The sequence below is a fragment of the Pedobacter borealis DSM 19626 genome (assembly GCF_000708285.2).
Classification (GTDB): Bacteria; Bacteroidota; Bacteroidia; order Sphingobacteriales; family Sphingobacteriaceae; genus Pedobacter; species Pedobacter borealis.
The window spans coordinates 1-18,755 of sequence record NZ_JAUG01000001.1 but is presented as its reverse complement, the minus strand read 5'-3'; the positions used below and the strand labels follow the sequence as shown (position 1 = coordinate 18,755).

Annotated in this window: 18 protein-coding genes; all 18 read left to right on the top strand. The window is 38.1% G+C overall.

The features are described from left to right. The first annotated feature begins 45 nt into the window (after nucleotides 1-45). The 18 genes from AW17_RS00090 (at nucleotide 46) to AW17_RS00005 (ending at nucleotide 18,248) form a co-directional block, all read left to right on the top strand. Nucleotides 46-951 (top strand): TIM barrel protein, encoded by a 906-nt coding sequence (locus tag AW17_RS00090; protein ID WP_029274025.1) that lies wholly within the window; start codon nucleotides 46-48, stop codon nucleotides 949-951. 279 nt (nucleotides 952-1,230) lie between these two features. Beyond that, nucleotides 1,231-1,815, top strand: coding sequence for a gluconate 2-dehydrogenase subunit 3 family protein (locus AW17_RS00085; RefSeq protein WP_029274024.1), 585 nt, complete (start codon nucleotides 1,231-1,233; stop codon nucleotides 1,813-1,815). Between the two features lie 24 nt (nucleotides 1,816-1,839). After that, nucleotides 1,840-3,540, top strand: coding sequence for a GMC oxidoreductase (locus AW17_RS00080; RefSeq protein WP_029274023.1), 1,701 nt, complete (start codon nucleotides 1,840-1,842; stop codon nucleotides 3,538-3,540). Between the two features lie 277 nt (nucleotides 3,541-3,817). Beyond that, nucleotides 3,818-4,975: a Gfo/Idh/MocA family protein gene (locus AW17_RS00075; RefSeq protein WP_029274022.1), complete on the top strand. Its 1,158-nt coding sequence runs from the start codon at nucleotides 3,818-3,820 to the stop codon at nucleotides 4,973-4,975. A 9-nt stretch (nucleotides 4,976-4,984) separates the two neighbouring features. Continuing rightward, nucleotides 4,985-6,037, top strand: a complete 1,053-nt coding sequence (locus tag AW17_RS00070) for a sugar phosphate isomerase/epimerase family protein (protein WP_029274021.1) — start codon at nucleotides 4,985-4,987, stop codon at nucleotides 6,035-6,037. Nucleotides 6,038-6,065: 28 nt separating this feature from the next. Next, entirely contained in the window at nucleotides 6,066-6,449 is a 384-nt protein-coding gene (locus tag AW17_RS00065) for a c-type cytochrome (RefSeq protein ID WP_029274020.1), read from the top strand. 33 nt (nucleotides 6,450-6,482) lie between these two features. Then, complete coding sequence (locus AW17_RS00060; protein WP_029274019.1) at nucleotides 6,483-7,940, top strand: Gfo/Idh/MocA family protein; 1,458 nt, start codon at nucleotides 6,483-6,485, stop codon at nucleotides 7,938-7,940. 101 nt (nucleotides 7,941-8,041) lie between these two features. After that, nucleotides 8,042-8,722 (top strand): 3-keto-disaccharide hydrolase, encoded by a 681-nt coding sequence (locus AW17_RS00055; protein WP_029274018.1) that lies wholly within the window; start codon nucleotides 8,042-8,044, stop codon nucleotides 8,720-8,722. Between the two features lie 163 nt (nucleotides 8,723-8,885). Further along, entirely contained in the window at nucleotides 8,886-10,127 is a 1,242-nt protein-coding gene (locus AW17_RS00050) for a nucleoside permease (RefSeq protein WP_029274017.1), read from the top strand. A 1-nt stretch (nucleotide 10,128) separates the two neighbouring features. Continuing rightward, entirely contained in the window at nucleotides 10,129-11,019 is an 891-nt protein-coding gene (locus tag AW17_RS00045) for a hydroxypyruvate isomerase family protein (RefSeq protein WP_029274016.1), read from the top strand. A 10-nt stretch (nucleotides 11,020-11,029) separates the two neighbouring features. Beyond that, nucleotides 11,030-11,905, top strand: coding sequence for a sugar phosphate isomerase/epimerase family protein (locus tag AW17_RS00040; protein WP_029274015.1), 876 nt, complete (start codon nucleotides 11,030-11,032; stop codon nucleotides 11,903-11,905). Between the two features lie 9 nt (nucleotides 11,906-11,914). Continuing rightward, nucleotides 11,915-12,784, top strand: a complete 870-nt coding sequence (locus AW17_RS00035; protein ID WP_029274014.1) for a sugar phosphate isomerase/epimerase family protein — start codon at nucleotides 11,915-11,917, stop codon at nucleotides 12,782-12,784. A gap of 459 nt (nucleotides 12,785-13,243) precedes the next feature. Continuing rightward, a complete protein-coding gene (locus AW17_RS00030; RefSeq protein WP_029274013.1) occupies nucleotides 13,244-14,233 on the top strand; it encodes an aspartate-semialdehyde dehydrogenase in 990 nt (329 codons plus the stop codon). A 66-nt stretch (nucleotides 14,234-14,299) separates the two neighbouring features. Next, entirely contained in the window at nucleotides 14,300-14,902 is a 603-nt protein-coding gene (locus AW17_RS00025) for a CDP-alcohol phosphatidyltransferase family protein (protein WP_029274012.1), read from the top strand. A gap of 135 nt (nucleotides 14,903-15,037) precedes the next feature. Continuing rightward, entirely contained in the window at nucleotides 15,038-16,162 is a 1,125-nt protein-coding gene (locus AW17_RS00020; RefSeq protein ID WP_029274011.1) for an ATP-binding protein, read from the top strand. Between the two features lie 17 nt (nucleotides 16,163-16,179). Then, a complete protein-coding gene (dacB, locus tag AW17_RS00015; RefSeq protein WP_029274010.1) occupies nucleotides 16,180-17,586 on the top strand; it encodes a D-alanyl-D-alanine carboxypeptidase/D-alanyl-D-alanine endopeptidase in 1,407 nt (468 codons plus the stop codon). A 49-nt stretch (nucleotides 17,587-17,635) separates the two neighbouring features. Then, nucleotides 17,636-17,872 carry a hypothetical protein gene (locus AW17_RS00010; protein ID WP_029274009.1) on the top strand — a complete coding sequence of 79 codons (237 nt, stop codon included), beginning with the start codon at nucleotides 17,636-17,638 and terminating at the stop codon, nucleotides 17,870-17,872. A gap of 100 nt (nucleotides 17,873-17,972) precedes the next feature. Continuing rightward, a complete protein-coding gene (locus AW17_RS00005; protein ID WP_342420852.1) occupies nucleotides 17,973-18,248 on the top strand; it encodes a type II toxin-antitoxin system VapC family toxin in 276 nt (91 codons plus the stop codon). Nucleotides 18,249-18,755: the final 507 nt, after the last annotated feature.

Below are 18,755 nucleotides of genomic sequence, written 5' to 3'. Positions count from 1 at the left end.
AATAAAACCGGAGTTTACGCTCCGGTTTTTTAATTCTAAAACATTATGACAACAAGAAGATCATTTTTACAAAAGGTAAGCCTTGCTGGTGCAGCAGCTTTTTTAAGTCCATCATTAGTTACAACAGCGTTAGCTGAGTCTGCTAAAGTTTCAAAAATCGGAATCGGACTTTTCACTTTAAGGGAGCAGTTAACTGCAGATGTTAAAGCGACCATAGAACAGGTAGCTAAAATCGGTTATAACCAGGTAGAAACCTATTATGGTTATCCTGGCAAATACGAAGTGAAAGGTTTTTGGGGTTTGGAAGCAAAAGACTTTAATACCTTATTAAAAGCAAATGGCCTCACCTCTCCCAGCGGCCATTATAACCTAACTGAGTTTTTATCCTCAGGCGACGATAAAGTGCTAAAATCGCACATCGAAACCGCAGCCACCGTTGGCCAGAAATATTTCGTTATTCCAGCTTTGCCTACCGATATCAGGGCCAATGGAACATTAGATGATTACAAACGCATGGCCTCAAAATTTAACCAAGCGGCCGAGCTTTGCCAAAAGTCAGGATTGAAATTAGCTTATCACAACCATAACTTCGAATTTAAAGATCAGGGCAATGGGGCTACAGGCTACGAAATCCTGCTCGCTGAAACCGATGCCAAACTGGTCGGTTTTGAACTCGATATCTTTTGGGCGGTAAATGCAGGTTTAAATCCTGTTGATATGTTCAACAAAAATCCGGGCCGTTATAAAATGTTCCATGTTAAGGATATGGATAAAGCAGACAAAGCAGTTTTCGTAGAAGTGGGTTCTGGCAGGATAGATTTCAAGCGCATTTTTGCTGCTGCTAAATTGGCTGGAGTAGATTATATTTTTACAGAACAGGACATCATCAAGAAAGCACCTTATGATAGTATAGCTGAAAGCTATAACTACATCAAAAAAAATCTACTTTAAGCAGATTTTCTCCTTAAAAAATCGGTGTTTTAAGATTTATTAGTAAATAATATGCTTACCTATACTAAATGTACTTTTTACACCAAGTAAAATTGATATAAAAACACGGTTTAAACTATAATAGAGTGGCAAAAAGTAATTTATTTAGAACAATTCTACTCAGTAACAATCACATTGCATACCGATAATTTAACTTAAAAAAGTTACTCTTTCCGTTATATTTTTTCTAATATTACTAATTCAACACATAAGTAACCAATATATAAAATCATAAAGACGATGCACAGAAGAGAAGCACTCAAAAACGTTGCATTTTTGCTGGGTGGAGCAATCTCAGCAAGTACAATGGGCGTTTTATTTGAAAGTTTTACGCTGCCGGAAAACGAAAAGAACTTTGTCCTCTATTCACTGGAAGACGAAAAAATTTTCGCTGAATTCGCTGATATTATTGTCCCGACTACCAAATCGTCTGCGGGCGCCAAAGCTGCAGGCTTAGGAAAGTTTATTCCGATGATGATGAAAGATTGTTACCCTGCCACCATGCAAACCTCATTTGCGCAAGGTTTTAAAGATCTTCAGGCTAAATCAATGAAAGATTTCGGAAAAAGTTATATCACTTTAACACCAGCCGATCGTAAAAAACTAATGATTGATTTAAGGGCAATCGCGCTTGCCCAAAAAGCGAGCAAATCAGAAGAGAATAAAGATTTGGCTTACTTTTTTATTACCGCAAGAGATTTAACCTTACTTGGTTATTATTCTTCAGAAATTGGTTGCACCAAAGCACGCGAATATGTGCTTATTCCAGGCCGATATGATGGCAACGCACCATTAAAACCAGGTCAAAAATCCTGGGCAACCTAATTTCTAAAACAACAACAAGACATCATGAATTTAAATACAAATTTAAAAGCAGAAAATACTTACGATGCTATTGTTATAGGATCGGGGATTAGTGGCGGCTGGGCTGCAAAAGAGCTTACTGAAAAGGGCTTACGCGTGTTAATGCTCGAAAGAGGAATGAACATCGAGCACATTACCGGCTACGAAACGGCAATGAAAAATCCATGGGATTTTAAACATGCAGGAAAACTTACCGAAGAGCAAAAACGTACTCACCCGGTACAAAAAAGAGATTATCCTTACCAGGAAGCAAATGAAAAATGGTGGGTAAACGATTTAGAATGTCCATATACGGAAGATAAACGTTTCGATTGGTACCGTGGTTTCCACGTTGGGGGAAAATCGTTAATGTGGGGCCGCCAAAGTTATCGTTTAAGCGATCATAACTTTGAAGATAATGCAAGAGACGGACATGGAAGCGATTGGCCTGTTCGATATGCGGAACTTTCGCCATGGTACGATTATGCAGAACGTTTTGCGGGGATCAGCGGCTCGAAAGAAAACTGGCCTACCTGCCCTGACGGACAGTTTTTACCTCCAATGGATTTAAATATTGTAGAAAAATCCGTTAAAGCACGTATCGAAGAGCACTATAAAAGAGAACGGATTATGATGATTGGCCGTGTTGCCAATCTTACGGTACCACATAAAGGCCGTGGCAATTGCCAGTACAGAAATTTATGTAGCCGAGGCTGTCCGTTTGGCGCTTATTTCAGTACGCAGTCTTCTACCCTTCCTGCGGCAATGGCAACTAAACGTTTAACGTTAAGACCATACTCTATCGTAAATCATATTATCTATGATAAAGACACTAAAAAAGCCAAAGGTGTAATGGTTATTGATGCAGAAACCAACAAAACGATGGAATTTTATGCTAAAATCGTTTTCGTAAATGGTTCTACGCTAGGTTCAACCTTCGTTTTATTAAACTCTACATCAGAAGCACACCCAAATGGATTGGGTAATGGAAGTGGTCAGTTAGGACACAATTTAATGGACCACCATTTCCGTTGCGGAGCATCTGGAGAGGCCGAAGGTTTTGATGACAAATACACTTATGGACGCCGTGCAAACGGAATTTATGTCCCTAGGTATCAGAATATCGGCAACGATAAACGTGATTATCTGCGTGGTTTCGGTTATCAGGGCGGGGCAAGCAGATCAAATTGGCAAGATGATATTGCTGAATTGTCTTTCGGAGCAGATTTAAAACAAAAAATGACCACTCCAGGCAAATGGTCTATGGGCTTGGGCGGTTTTGGAGAGATGTTACCTTATTACGAAAACAAAGTATATATCGATAAAACCAAAAAAGACAAGTGGGGACAACCCGTATTGGCTATTGACTGTGAGTACAAAGAGAACGAGAAAAAAATGCGCGTGGATATGATGAATGATGCTGCCGAAATGTTAGAAAAGGCAGGCATGAAAAACATCAAAACATTCGATAATGGCTGTTATCCAGGTATGGCAATCCACGAAATGGGTACCGCAAGGATGGGTAATGATCCAAAAACTTCTGTACTGAATAAATGGAACCAGATGCACGAAGTAAATAATGTTTTCGTAACCGATGGATCTTGTATGCCATCAATCGCTTGCCAAAACCCATCGTTAACATTCATGGCTTTAACTGCCCGTGCTTGCGATTACGCTGTAAAAGAATTAAAGAAAAAGAACATCTAAAAAGAGGTAAAAGGCATAAGGTTAAAGGTGTAGGGTTTAATCGCCCTAAAACTTAAACCTTATGTCATACACCAATAAGATATAGAAAAACAACATCTAGACAGGTAAAAGGCGTAAGGTTAAAGGTGTAGGGTTTAATCGCCCTAAAACTTAAACCTTATGTCATACACCAATAAGATATAGAAAAACAACATCTAGACAGGTAAAAGGCGTAAGGTTTAAGGTATAAGGGAAATTGCCCTAAACCTTAAACCTTAAACCCCTCACCTTTATAAACATGAAAAGAAAATTAAGAATGGGCATGATAGGCGGTGGAAAAGACGCTTTTATCGGTGCCGTACACCGTTTGGCTGCCAATATGGATGGCCTTATTGAATTATCTGCCGGAGCTTTAAGTGTAAATCCTGAAATTGGATACGAATCTGGAAAACTACTTTTTCTTCCGGATAACAGAATCTATACCAATTACGAAGAAATGCTGACGAAGGAAAGTGAGTTGCCAGCAGATGAAAGAATTGACTTTGTAACCATCGTTACCCCGAACTTTGCTCACTTTGCTCCTGCAATGATGGCTTTGGATAAGGGTTTTAACGTGGTGATTGAAAAACCGATGACTTTAACTTTGGAAGAAGCAAAACAGCTAAAAGCCAAAGTAGAAGAAACTGGCTTAACACTATGTTTAACGCATACCTACTCTGGTTACCCAATGGTTAAACAGGCCAAACAAATGGTTAGCGAAGGTGCTTTAGGCGCAATCAGAAAAATCATGGTCGAATATCCTCAAGGCTGGTTAAGCACCTTATCAGAACGCGAAGGAAATGCGCAGGCAGCCTGGCGTACTGACCCATCTAAAACCGGAAAAAGCGGTAGCATGGGCGATATCGGCACACATGCCGCTCATTTGGCAGAGTATATCTCAGGTTTAAAAATCACAAAAATCTGTGCCGATTTAAGCATTGTTGTTCCAGGTAGAGCTATTGACGATGATGGAAACGTATTGTTAAAATTCGATAATGGTGCCAATGGCGTTCTTGTGGCTTCACAAATTGCTGCCGGAGAAGAAAATGCATTAAAAATTAAAGTATATGGCGAAAAAGGTGGCATGGAATGGCACCAGATGGAACCGAATACCTTAATTGTGAAATGGTTAAATGCCCCTGCTCAAATTTACAGAACAGGCAACGGTTATATGGGCAGTTTCGCTCAGCACAATACCCGTACACCGGGCGGTCACCCTGAAGGTTACTTAGAAGCATTTGCAAATATTTATAAAAACTTTGCATTAACAGTAGATGCGAAGTTGAATAACGAGCAACCTACTGCAGCAATGTTAGACTTTCCAGGTACTGAAGATGGAATTAGAGGAATGGCATTTATCGAAAATGTAGTGGCCTCTAGCCAATCAGACCAAAAATGGTTAGATTATAAATTATAACAATCCAACATGACAACGATAAAAGGACCAGCAGTATTTTTAGCACAATTTATAAGCGATGAAGCCCCATTTAACTCCCTAGACAGTATTTGTAAATGGGCAGCAGGTTTAGGTTTTAAAGGTATTCAAATGCCAACCTTAGATACAAGATTTATCGATCTTCAAAAAGCTGCCGAAAGCAAAACCTATGCAGATGAACTGAAAGGAAAAATAGCTTCTTATGGCTTAGAAATTACTGAACTTTCTACACACTTACAAGGTCAATTGGTTGCGGTACACCCGGCTTATGATGACCTTTTTGATGCCTTTGCACCAAAAGAAGTACACAAAAATCCAAAAGCAAGAACAGAATGGGCGGTGCAGCAAATGAAATATGCGGCTAAAGCTTCTCAAAACTTAGGTTTAAATGCACATGCGACATTTAGTGGTTCATTATTGTGGCAATATTTCCATCCCTGGCCACAACGCCCGGCAGGATTGGTTGAAGAAGGTTTTGCAGAATTGGCAAAACGCTGGACGCCTATCTTAAACGAATTCGACCAATGTGGTGTTGATGTTTGCTACGAAATACATCCGGGTGAAGATTTATTTGATGGCGAAACCTATGAAATGTTCCTCGCTGCGGTAAATAATCATCCTCGGGCATGCTTATTGTATGATCCATCACACTTTGTGTTGCAACAATTGGATTACATTCAATACATCGATTTTTACCACGAACGCATAAAAGCGTTCCACGTTAAAGATGCAGAATTTAACCCTACAGGCAAACAAGGCACTTTTGGTGGATACCAGAGTTGGGCAAACCGTGCTGGTCGTTACCGCTCACCAGGTGATGGTCAGGTTGATTTTAAAACCATTTTTAGTAAATTAGCGCAATATGATTTTAAAGGTTGGGCCGTTATGGAATGGGAGTGCTGTATCAAAAACCAGCAAGATGGTGCCCGCGAAGGCGCAGAATTTATTAAAAAGAACATCATTAACGTAACCGATAAAGCATTTGACGATTTTGCAGCATCGGGTAGTGATAGCGCTTTCAATAAAAAAATATTAGGATTATAAGATTAACAAAACACAAAACACACACAAGATGAAAAAAACATTTTTAGCTTTAGGCGCTGTAGTCATTTTTATGGCGTCGTTTTCAAAAGCCGATTTAACGAAGGAGAAAACTGTGGTTGCAACGGCAACAATGACAAACCATGCTGCTTTTCAATCAAATCCAGGTGAAAAACTGATTAACAAATCTGATTGCCTTGGTTGCCATAACAAGACCAACAAAATTATTGGCCCTGCATACGTAGAAGTTGCAAAAAAATATCCGGCTACTGAGAAAAACATCAACATGTTAGCTGATAAGATTATTAAAGGTGGAACGGGAGTTTGGGGCAATATGCCGATGACTGCTCACGCTACCCTTAAAAAAGACGATGCAAAATTAATGGTAAAGTATATTTTATCCCTAAAAAAATAATTTTAACCAAATTAGCAAATCGATTTACTACATATGAAAACAGAGCAAGAAAATAAAAACACGAGTAACCGCCGTGATTTTATTAAGACCACAGCTATTGCCGCTGCTGCTTTTATGATCGTGCCCCGCCATGTTTTAGGTGGGCCTGGTTATTTAGCACCAAGCGATCGTTTATTGGTTGCCGGCATTGGTGTTGGCGGAAAAGGCCAAAGCGATTTAAGCATGTTTTACAAAAGCGGAAAAGCAGACATTGCTTTTTTATGCGATGTAGACGATCGCCGTGCAGCAAATAGTGTTAAAGCTTTCCCTAAAGCAAAATACTATAAAGATTGGCGCGAAATGTTAGATAAGGAACATAAAAATTTCGATGCTGTGTCTGTTTCTACTCCGGATCATAACCATGCCATACAGGCTTTAGCAGCTATGCAATTGGGGAAACACGTTTATGTGCAAAAACCTTTAACACATGATATTTATGAGGCGCGTATGCTAACTGCTGCCGCAAAAAAATATAAAGTGGTAACCCAAATGGGAAATCAAGGTGCATCAAACGATGGTCCGCGCCAAATGAAAGAATGGTATGAAGCGGGCTTAATTGGCGATGTACACACGGTTTACGCGTGGACTGATAGACCGGTTTGGCCACAAGGCATTCCTCGCCCAACAAAAAAAGCCGAAATCCCTGCCGAATTGGATTGGAATTTATGGCTAGGTACTGCGCCTGAAAAAGATTATATTGACAAATTGGTTCCTTTTAACTGGCGTGGCTGGTGGGATTATGGCACTGGTGCCCTGGGCGATATGGGCTGTCACTTAATCGAAGCTCCATTTAGCGTATTAAACTTAAAATACGCAAAAGAAGTTCAGGCCAGTGTAGGTTCTGTTTATGTAGATGAATTTAAACGTGGTTATTTTCCTGAAAGCTGCCCACCGTCAAGCCACGTTACTTTAAAATTCCCTAAGACGAATAAAACCAAAGGTGATGTTACCTTGCACTGGATGGATGGTGGTATTCAACCAGAACGTCCTGAAGAATTAGAAGCAGACGAAACTTTTGGCGATGGTGGTAATGGTACCTTGTTTATCGGAACTAAAGGTAAAATGATGTCTGAAACGTATAGTGCCAATCCGAAATTATTGCCTTTAAGTAAAAACAAAGACATTAAAGTTGCACCAAAATACGCTCGCGTACCAGATGGTGCAAACGGACACTATAAACAATGGGTTGAAGCTGCAATTGCAGGTTATGGCAAGCAAGAAGTGAGTTCTCCTTTCGAAATTGCAGGTCCATTAACAGAAGCTTTACTGATGGCAAATCTGGCAATCAGAAGTTTTGATATCCAAAAAACGGTAAACGGCAAGACTACTTACCCAGGCAGATACACTAAAATGCTTTGGGATAACGACAATATGAAAGTTACCAATTTTGACGAAGCAAACCAGTTTGTAAAACGCGAATACCGTAAAGGCTGGAACAATTTAACTCTTTAATTATCATAACCTGATAGCTTTTAAAACGACGAAGTCCTCAATGAGGCCTTTGAAAACATTAAAAACTTCGAATTAATCCTATCAGGTTTTATTCTAAAAAAATGAAAAAAATCTTTCTTTCTGCTTGCATCTTGTTAGCGGTAACACAAATATCAAAAGCTCAAAAAGGCTTTAAACCACTTTTTGATGGTAAAACAACAACGGGCTGGCATACTTACAACAAAACTACAGTTGGCAGCGCCTGGCAGGTTCAGGACGGTGCCCTGCATTTAGATTTAGTCACCAAAGGTAAAGACGGCGGCGGTGATTTGGTTACCGATAAAGAATACGGCGATTTCCATTTAAAGTATGAGTGGAAAGTGGCTCCAAAAGCAAATAGCGGTTTAATTTTTTATGTTCACGAAGAACCAAAATACCATGCTACCTATTCTACAGGTTTAGAAATGCAGGTTATTGATAATGACGGCCACCCAGATGGAAAAATCACTAAACACCGTGCCGGCGATTTATATGATCTGGTAAAAAGTTCATCAGAGCCTGTTAAGGCTGTTGGCGAATGGAATAAAGCAGAAATCATTAGCAAAAAGGGCAAACTAACGCTAATTTTAAACGGTGTTGAAGTAGTAAAAACCAGCCTTTGGGATGATAACTGGAAAAAGATTGTTGCGGGCAGCAAATTTGCAACATGGGAAAACTGGGGAACTTTTAAAACAGGCAAAATTGCCTTACAAGATCACGGAGATGAGGTTTGGTACAAAAACATCTCTATTAAAGAACTATAATTGAGGTTTAAGGCGTAAGGTAGAAGCTGAAGGTTTCCTTTCTTTCGCTTAAACCAGACATTTGAGTTAGAAAGCGGGAAAGCATAAAGTTTATCCGCTTTCGCATTAACCTTACACCCTATACCTTTAACCTTATACCTTAATACAACCTTATATAAGCCAAATGAATAGCACTACTCGCTTTAAACTCTCTGCCATGATGTTCCTGGAATTTTTTATCTGGGGTGCCTGGTTTGTAACACTTGGAACTTTCTTAGGAAACAACCTTAAAGCCACGGGTTCAGAAACCGGGGCTGTATTTTCAACCCAGTCATGGGGTGCTATCATTGCTCCTTTTATTGTAGGTTTAATTGCCGATAGATATTTTAACGCTGAGCGCATTTTAGGTGTGCTACACATTGTCGGAGCACTATTGATGTACCAAATGTATAATGCTACAGATGTAAGCATATTTTATCCTTACGTGTTGGGTTACATGATTCTTTTTATGCCAACACTGGCTTTGGTAAATTCAGTTTCTTTCAATCAAATGAAAGATCCGGAGAAAGAATTTTCATCAATTCGCATATGGGGCACCTTAGGCTGGATTGCTGCAGGTTTATTAATCAGTTATTTCTTCCATTGGGATTCAAAAGAAGGTACAGAAGCTGGCTTATTGAAAAATACTTTCTTAATGGCTGGTATAGTGTCTTTAGCTTTGGGTTTATTCAGCTTTACCTTACCAAAGACGCCACCTAAAGTATCTTCAGACGAAAAAATTACCGTTTCTGATGTATTAGGTCTAGATGCTTTAAAACTTTTGAAAGACAGAAATTTCTTAATTTTCTTTATTTCATCTATTTTGATCTGTATCCCTTTGGCTTTTTACTATCAAAATGCAAATCCATTCCTTTCCAATATCGGTATGGATAACCCCACGGGAAAAATGACGATTGGTCAGGCTTCAGAAGTTATTTTCTTATTATTTATCCCAGTATTCTTTAAAAGATTCGGCTTTAAAATGACCATCTTGGTGGGCATGCTGGCTTGGGCAGTACGTTATGCATTATTTGCTTACGGCAATGCAGGCGAACTGAGTTTTATGCTGATCTTAGGAATTGCATTACACGGTGTTTGCTACGATTTCTTTTTCGTTTCAGGACAGATTTATACCAACTCTAAAGCTGGCGAGCGTTTTAAAAGTTCAGCCCAGGGCTTAATTACCCTAGCTACTTATGGCGTAGGTATGTTAATTGGATTTGCCGTAGCTGGTAAAATTTCTGATGCCTACAAAGCAGCAGATGGCGTGATGGACTGGAAAATGATCTGGATTATCCCAGCAGGAATTGCATTAGTGGTATTTTTATTATTTGCATTGGTTTTCAACGATAAATCCAAGGCTGAAATAGAACCTAAAACTGTTTAATATGGCGTCGAACGTAAATAGAAGAAATGCTTTAAAGAACATCATCGCAGGAACTGCTGCGATTGGTGTTTCTTCAGGATTTTCAGCATTAGCAATGGATAAATCAGAATCAGATCAGCCACTAAGGCTAAAAGGAAATATTAATCATGCCGTTTGCCGCTGGTGTTTTAGCGGTTTGGATGTAGAAACGCTTTGTATTGAAGCTAAAAAGATCGGCATTACAGGCATTGATTTAGTTGGACCAAAAGATTGGCCGACTTTAAAGAAATATGGTTTAGAATCTACCATGTGTAATGGTGCCGAAATTAATTTAACAGATGGTTTTAACGACGAAAAATTCCACGAAAAGTTAATTCAAAACTATACCGCAATGATTCCACTTGTTGCCGAAGCTGGCTACAAATACTTAATCTGCTTTAGTGGAAGCCGCCGTGGTAAAGATGATGAAACAGGTTGGAACAACTGCGTGAAAGGATTAAAACAGTTAATGCCCTTGGCAGAAAAACACAATGTGGTACTTGTAATGGAGTTGCTAAATAGCAAAATTAACCATAAAGATTACCAGTGCGATAGAACTTCATGGGGCGCTGAACTTTGCAAACGTTTAGGATCTGAAAACTTCAAATTGTTATACGATATCTACCACATGCAAATTGATGAAGGTGATGTAATTAGAAACATCAGAGAATATCATCAATACATCGCCCACTATCACACCGCTGGTGTTCCGGGTAGAAATGAGATAGACGATACACAGGAACTATATTATCCTGCCATCATGAAAGCCATTGCCGAAACTGGCTTTAAAGGTTTCGTTGCACAAGAATTTATACCTAAAAATGCAGATAAAATAGCCTCTCTAAAAAAGGCAGTTTCCATTTGCGACATCTAAAAATATACCTATGTTATCAAGAAGAAGTTTTATTTTAAACAGTAGTATGGCTGCAGCTGCAGCACTTTTGATTCCATCTTTTGCTTGTGTAGCCTCCGATAAAAAATTAGTTGGTCTGCAGTTATATTCTTTAAGAGATGAACTTCCGAAGGATGTAAAAGGAACATTGGTCAAAGTAGCTAAAGCTGGCTTTAAAGAAGTTGAAACTTATGGTTTCTCTATAAAGGATCAATTTTGGGGCTTAACACCTGCCGAATTCAAAAAATTGCTTGATGATAACGGATTAACTGCACCAAGCGGTCACTACGGTTTAGGCAGTTATTTAACCGATGGAAACACTGAAGAATTAAAAGCAGCAATTGCTGCCGCCAAAGTGCTTGGAAGCGAATATGTAACCATCCCCTGGTTAGATGAAAGCATTAGAAAAAGTGCCAACGACTACAAAAAAATTGCAGTTAAAATTAATGAAGCCGGAAAATTGGCCAAAGAAGCTGGTATTAGGTTAGCTTACCACAATCACAATTTCGAATTCGAGAAACAAGGTGATACCACTGGTTACGAAATATTATTAAAAGGAACCGATAAAAATCTTGTTGATTTTGAGCTTGATTTATATTGGGTAGTACGTTCAGGAAACGATCCGATCAAACTATTTAAAGAAAACCCAGGCCGTTTTACCATGTGGCATGTTAAAGATATGGATAAAGCAAATCCAGCATTAAATGCTGAAGTAGGAACAGGTTCTATCAATTTCAAACCTATTTTTGCTGATGCCAAACTTTCGGGCATGAAACACTTCTTTGTGGAACACGAAACCAATTACAAGCCAAACCCGATAGAGTCTGTTGCAGCAAGCTGTGCATATATTAAAAAAGAAATTATTTAAATTTAAGAGATGAATTCAAGAAGAACATTCTTAAAACAGGCAGGATTAGCTGCCGGAGCGGCATTATTAATTCCGTCGTTTGCCTTTGATAAAGTAAATAAAAATATTGGCTTACAACTGTACTCTTTACGTAATGAACTGCCAAAAGATGTAAAAGGCATCATCGAAAAAGTGGCACAAGCCGGATACAAAGAAGTAGAAACCTATGGTTTTTCTAATGGAAAATTTTGGGGCTTAACCCCAAAAGAATTTAAAGCATTATTAAACGCGAACGGTTTAAAAGCACCAAGCGGACATTACGGAATGGATGAATTTTCAAAAACCGGAAAAACCGATAAGTTAAAAGCCGATATCGAATCTTCAGCTGCCATTGGCGGTAAATACTTTACCATTGCCGGTGCGCATGTAGATATGAGCAAAGGAGTAGATGGCTTTAAGAAAACTGCTGATGATTTTAATAAGGTTGCCGAAATTGCAAAAGCATCTGGTTTGAAATTCGCCTACCACAACCACGATTTTGAATTTAAAAAATTAGGTGATACTACTGGTTACGATGTTTACTTAAGCGAAACCGATAAAAATCTGGTAAATTTCGAAATGGATTTGTATTGGGTGGTACGCTCAGGTAACGATCCATTAGCTTTGTTTAAAAAATACCCAGGCCGTTTCCCAATGTGGCACGTTAAAGATATGGACAAATCCAAACCTGAATGGAATACCGAGGTAGGCAAAGGTTCTATTGATTTTAAAAGCATTTTTGCTCAGGCAAAACTTTCAGGCATGCAACATTTCTTTGTAGAGCACGAAACCAATTACCAACCTGATCCAGTTGGTTCGATTAAAACAAGCTGTGATTATATTAAAGCCAATTTGATTTAAAACTTATCCAAGAGGTTGTATCATAAATATAGATTGTCATCCTGAGCCTGTCGAAGGACCTGTTAAATACGCTTTGAGGTGTTTCGACAAGCTCAACATGACAGCATTTGAAGTGAAATCGCCTTTATGATACAATCTCTTAAATCTCTCCGATCGTCATGCTGAATTTAGTTCAGCATCTTTCTTGAGAAACAGACCCTGAAATAAATTCAGGGTGACGACTCACGCGAGTTGTTGCACTCTCTACAACCTAAGGTCACAAACACCTTCTCATTTAATACACTTCAAGTATAGCTAAATTGAATTATGCCTAATCTTTTTTAACCCTATTTTCTACTGAAAAAGTAAGATTTTAAATATTAAAAGCAAATTTAATTGGTAACAACAGGGATATAAGCTTAATTTTTAGCATATTTGGCCTTATATCAAATGTTTAATAATATATAATTAAAATTTAAAATGAAAGTAGCAGTAGTAGGTGCCACCGGATTGGTAGGCACTGTCATGTTAAAAGTATTGGAGGAAAGAAATTTCCCCTTAACAGAGTTGATTCCCGTAGCATCAGAAAAGAGTGTTGGCAAGGAAATTACTTTTAAGGGTAAGAAGTTCCCAATTGTTAGCATGGATACTGCAATCAGCATGAAACCAGATATCGCTTTGTTTTCAGCAGGTGGAAATACGTCATTAGAGCATGCTCCACGTTTTAAAGAAGCCGGAACAACCGTTATCGATAACTCTTCTGCATGGAGAATGGATCCTGCAATTAAATTAATTGTACCAGAAGTTAATGCACACGAACTTTCTATCGATAACAAAATCATTGCTAACCCGAACTGTTCTACCATTCAAATGGTGGTGGTTTTAAAACCTTTGCACGATAAATACAAAATTAAACGTGTAATCGTTTCTACTTATCAATCAGTTACGGGTACAGGTGTTAAAGCGGTTGAGCAATTAATGAACGAGCGTAAAGGCATTGATGGTCCTAAAGCTTATCCATACGAAATCGACTTAAACGTTCTTCCACATATTGATGTTTTCACAGATAACGGATATACCAAAGAAGAAATGAAAATGGTTAAGGAAACGAACAAAATCATGAGCGACGATAGCATTAAAGTTACCGCTACTACAGTTCGTATCCCAGTAATGGGTGGTCACTCAGAATCAGTAAACATCGAGTTCGAAAATGACTTCGATTTAGCTGAAGTGCGCAGTATTTTAGAAAAAGCACCAGGTATAATCGTTGTTGATGATGTTGCCAACTTAAAATACCCGATGCCAAAAGATGCGCATGAAAAAGATGAAGTTTTTGTAGGCCGTATCCGCAGAGATGAATCGGCGCCAAAAGCATTAAACCTTTGGATTGTTGCCGATAACTTGCGCAAAGGCGCTGCAACCAATGCAGTTCAGATTGCCGAATATCTAATTCAGAAAGAATTAGTTTAATTAATAACCTCAAGAGAAGTCCCCCGGTGTAAAATCGGGGGACTTTTTTTATACCCGCTCTTCACCATGAAACATATTCCAATCGCTTTAATATATTCCAGGTTACTGATTGGTTTTATAATAATTCTATTAAGCGTTTTCCACGTCAATCATTATTCTTTTCTTGCAATCACATTATTATCGATCGGTTTATTAACAGATGTATTCGATGGAATAATAGCCAGAAAACTCAATATCTCCTCCGAAAAATTACGACGTTTAGACTCCAGTATTGATCAGGTATTTTTTATCTCGGTTGCGGTTGCTACTTATATCCAATGTCCTGATTTTTTTAAAGTCAACCTGGCAAAACTGATTGTACTCGGTGCTTTTGAAGCTTCAACCTATGCATTAAGCTATATCAAATTCAGAAAAGAAATCGCTACGCATTCTATCGGCGCTAAAATCTGGACGTTGACTATATTCGCCACTTTGGTCGAAATTATGGTTCATTGCGAATCGGTGGTATTATTTGAGTTTTGCTTTTGGATCGGGCTGGCAACGAGGTTAGAAATACTCGCCATTGTTTTCACCCTAAAAAAATGGACCAACGATGTACCGACTATCTATCACGCAGCAAAATTGAGACAGGGAAAAGAAATTAAACGCAATAAACTGTTTAATGGATAAATTTGCTGTAACATAAAAAAGAGATCGTAATCACTAAATTATATATAAAAAAGAGATCATAATCACTAAATTATATATAAAAAAGAGATTACGATTAAATTTCATTATATTTGTTATTAAATATGATATAATGAAATGATAATTAGAGGTCTGCAAACGTACATAGAATCAAAGTTTTTTAAACAAAAAGCAATTATAGTTACCGGTGCAAGGCAGGTAGGCAAAACCACTATGTTAAAGCAATTGGTAAATAAGACAGGATTGCCTTTTGTTTTTCTTAATTGTGATGAAGCCAATGTTCGAACCACATTAACAGACATCAGTATTGAGCGGCTAAAATCAATTATCGGCTCAAATAAATTTATTTTTATCGACGAAGCCCAACGGGTTACGAATATCGGTTTAACATTAAAATTGATCGTAGATAATTTTACCGATGTGCAACTTTTGGTTACAGGCTCTTCATCATTAGATCTGGCTGTTGGTATAAAAGAATCGCTAACGGGAAGAAAATTTGAATATCATCTTTTTCCTTTTTCGGTAGCAGAACTTGTTGATGATACCAATATCCTTACTGAAGAACAGGCATTGGAAAAAAGATTGATCTATGGCTCTTATCCCGATGCGATTAATTATCCAGGAGAAGAAAAAGAACTCTTAATGAACTTGGCCAATAGTTATCTTTTTAAAGATATTTTATCACTTACCGGCATCAGAAAGCCTTTGCAGCTCGAAAAATTAGTGCAGGCCTTAGCCTTGCAAATTGGTAATGAGGTTTCGTATACCGAGCTTGGCCAAATGATTGAAGCCGATAAACTAACAGTTGAGCGTTATATCGATTTATTAGAGCAATGTTTTGTTGTATTCAGATTAGGTGCATACAGCAGTAATCTGCGGAATGAAATAAAAAAAAGCAAAAAAATATATTTTTATGATACTGGGATCCGCAATGCCGTGATCGAAAACTTTAATATGCTTGCACTGAGGCAGGATGCTGGTCAGCTTTTTGAAAATTATATTATTTCAGAATATATCAAAGCCAGTAATAACAAAAGAAAGCACGCTAAATATTATTTCTGGCGAAGCTTTCAACAACAGGAAATCGATTTAATAGAAGAAATTGATGGAAAAATAAATGCTATAGAAATCAAATGGAACGAGAATAAAAAAGTGAGGTTTCCATCAACGTTTTTAGATGCATACCCTACAAACAATACAAACGTCATAAACAAGTCTAACTATACAGGTTTTCTGATATAAAATAATCTTTGCCTTACATGAAATTTTTCAAAATATTAACCTTATTTCTTTTCTCAGGTATAGCTGCAATTGCTCAAAACCGAATTCAGAACCTCGAAAAAGCCTTCGATAATTTATTAAATGATGAGCAGGCAAAACATGCTATTGTTTCACTTTGCGTTTTAGATGCCAATACGGGCAAAACATTGTATGCCAAAAATGAGCAGATCGGCCTGGCCACGGCTTCAACGCTAAAAACCATTACTGCGGCCACGGCTTTCAGTATTTTAGGGAAAGATTTTCAATTCCAAACCACATTGGCCTATACCGGAACAATTACTACAGATGGAATATTAAAAGGAAACCTGATTATTATTGGCAGTGGTGATCCAACTTTGGGCTCCTGGCGATATCAAAACAAAGAAAATGCTGTTTTAACGCAATGGGTTACTGCAGTAAAATCTGCAGGAATCAAAAAAATTGAAGGCACAATAATTGGCGACGATCGCATTTTTGGCACACAAACAACGCCTGAGGGTTGGGTTTGGCAGGATATTGGCAATTACTATGGTGTCGGGACTTCTGGCTTAGCCTGGCGCGAAAATCAATTTGATATTCATTTGAAACCTAGAAGTAGTACAGCAGATGAAGTTAAGGTAGTAAAAACAGTTCCGGCAACACCTTATGTGCAAATTGTAAATGAACTAAAAACCGGCGATTCAGGATCTGGAGATCGCGCTTATGCTTTTTTGCCTCCATATAGCAATACGGCTTACCTCCGCGGAAGCTGGGGAATAGGCATTGCCAAAACAGGCATTTCCTTAGCCCTCCCCGACCCTGCTTTTGATTGCGCTTACCGCTTACAGGATACTTTGAAAAGATTGGGTATTTCGACAGGACAGCAAGCCACAACGGCAAGGTTAATGACCTTGAACAATCAGGTCATTCCTTCGGTTACACAGAAAATAAGCACCATCAGTTCGCCTAGTTTAAGCGAGATGACTTACTGGTTTTTAAAGAAAAGCATCAATTTATATGGCGAATCACTTTTAAAAACCATTGCGATAAAATCAGGCAAAGCAGGTACAACAAGTAAAGGAGCGGAAACCGAAATCAATTTCTGGGCCGATAAAGGCATTGATAAAACGGCATTAAACATTATTGATGGTAGCGGGCTTTCTCCGGGAGATAGAATAACAACTTCGGCAATGGCGGATATACTTTTCCAGATCCAGAAAGAAAACTGGTTCGCAGATTATTATAAGGCCTTACCCGAGTACAATGGTATGAAAATTAAAAGTGGAACAATAAATGATGTTTCGGCATTTGCCGGTTACCATACCGATGCAGCAGGAAACAAATACGTAGTGGTGATTAACATTAACAATTATAGCGGAAGTGGAATTAACAAGAAGCTGTTCAAAGTATTAGATGAACTGAAGTAAAGCAACATATAGATTTTCTTTGATTTTTTAAATTTTGTATTTTCGGTATATGGAAATAACAATCGACATAGGCTATGAACAATTGTTAGCTGCAATTAAAAAACTTCCTGCTGCAAAGATCAAGCAACTAAAATCAGTTTTAAATGAAGAGTTTATTGAGCAAAAAGCTACTAAAGACTTATCTGATTTTCAAGATTTTTTACTCAAAGCTACCACTATGAGTGCAGAGCAATATAAGTTGCATCAGCAAAACAGAAAAAATTTCAACTCATGGAGAACGAAATAATTTGTCTGGACACTTCTATCCTAATTGACTTTTATCGTAAACAACTGAAAGAAAAAAGTACATTTTATAAACTAACAAAAGTCTATCATCTTTTCGCAGTATCATTATAACCGAATATGAAATTATGATTGGCGCCAAAACTGAGGAAATTGAATTCTGGAAAGATTTTTTTGAACAGGTAACCATACTTCCTTTTGATAAACAAGCAAGTGATATAGCTGTAGATATTACGAAACAACTAAAGAAAAACAAAAATCTGATTGAAATTCCGGATATTTTTATTGGAGCAACTGCCCTATCCAGAAAGATAAAAATGGCCACACTTAACAAAAAGCACTTCGAAAGAATTAACAACTTAGAATTGATTGCAATATAACCCAAACTAGCATCAAAGAGTTATACTTTCATTCCGTGGTCTGTGTCCTCACAGAACACTCGTAATTCATTATTTACTCCCACAGCATCTCATCCATAAATGGTCTGTGAGGACACAGACCATGGATAAGGGGGAGATCTATCTTGACAGATTTAGCTTCGCTGAGCAATCGTGGTTCTCGACTGCGTTGCACTTCGCTACCATTGACGTTATTTTGCAATTGCTTACTAATAACCTGAGTTCAATTATTAAATCTCACTTTGTGACGTTTTAATCAAGTTTTCAGTTAAGGCGGTCGTCACCCTGAATTTATTTCAGGGTCTTTCACGCTAAAAAGATGCTGAAATAAATTCAGCAGGACGATAAAGCTGGATTAGGCGTGTATAAGATATGATTTTCAGCTAATAATTATCGAACTCAGGTTATTGATAAATAACTAGGTCATTCCAGATATGAAATCTACAACTGACTGGATTGTGCCGAAACTTTAACGGAACTTACTAGAAA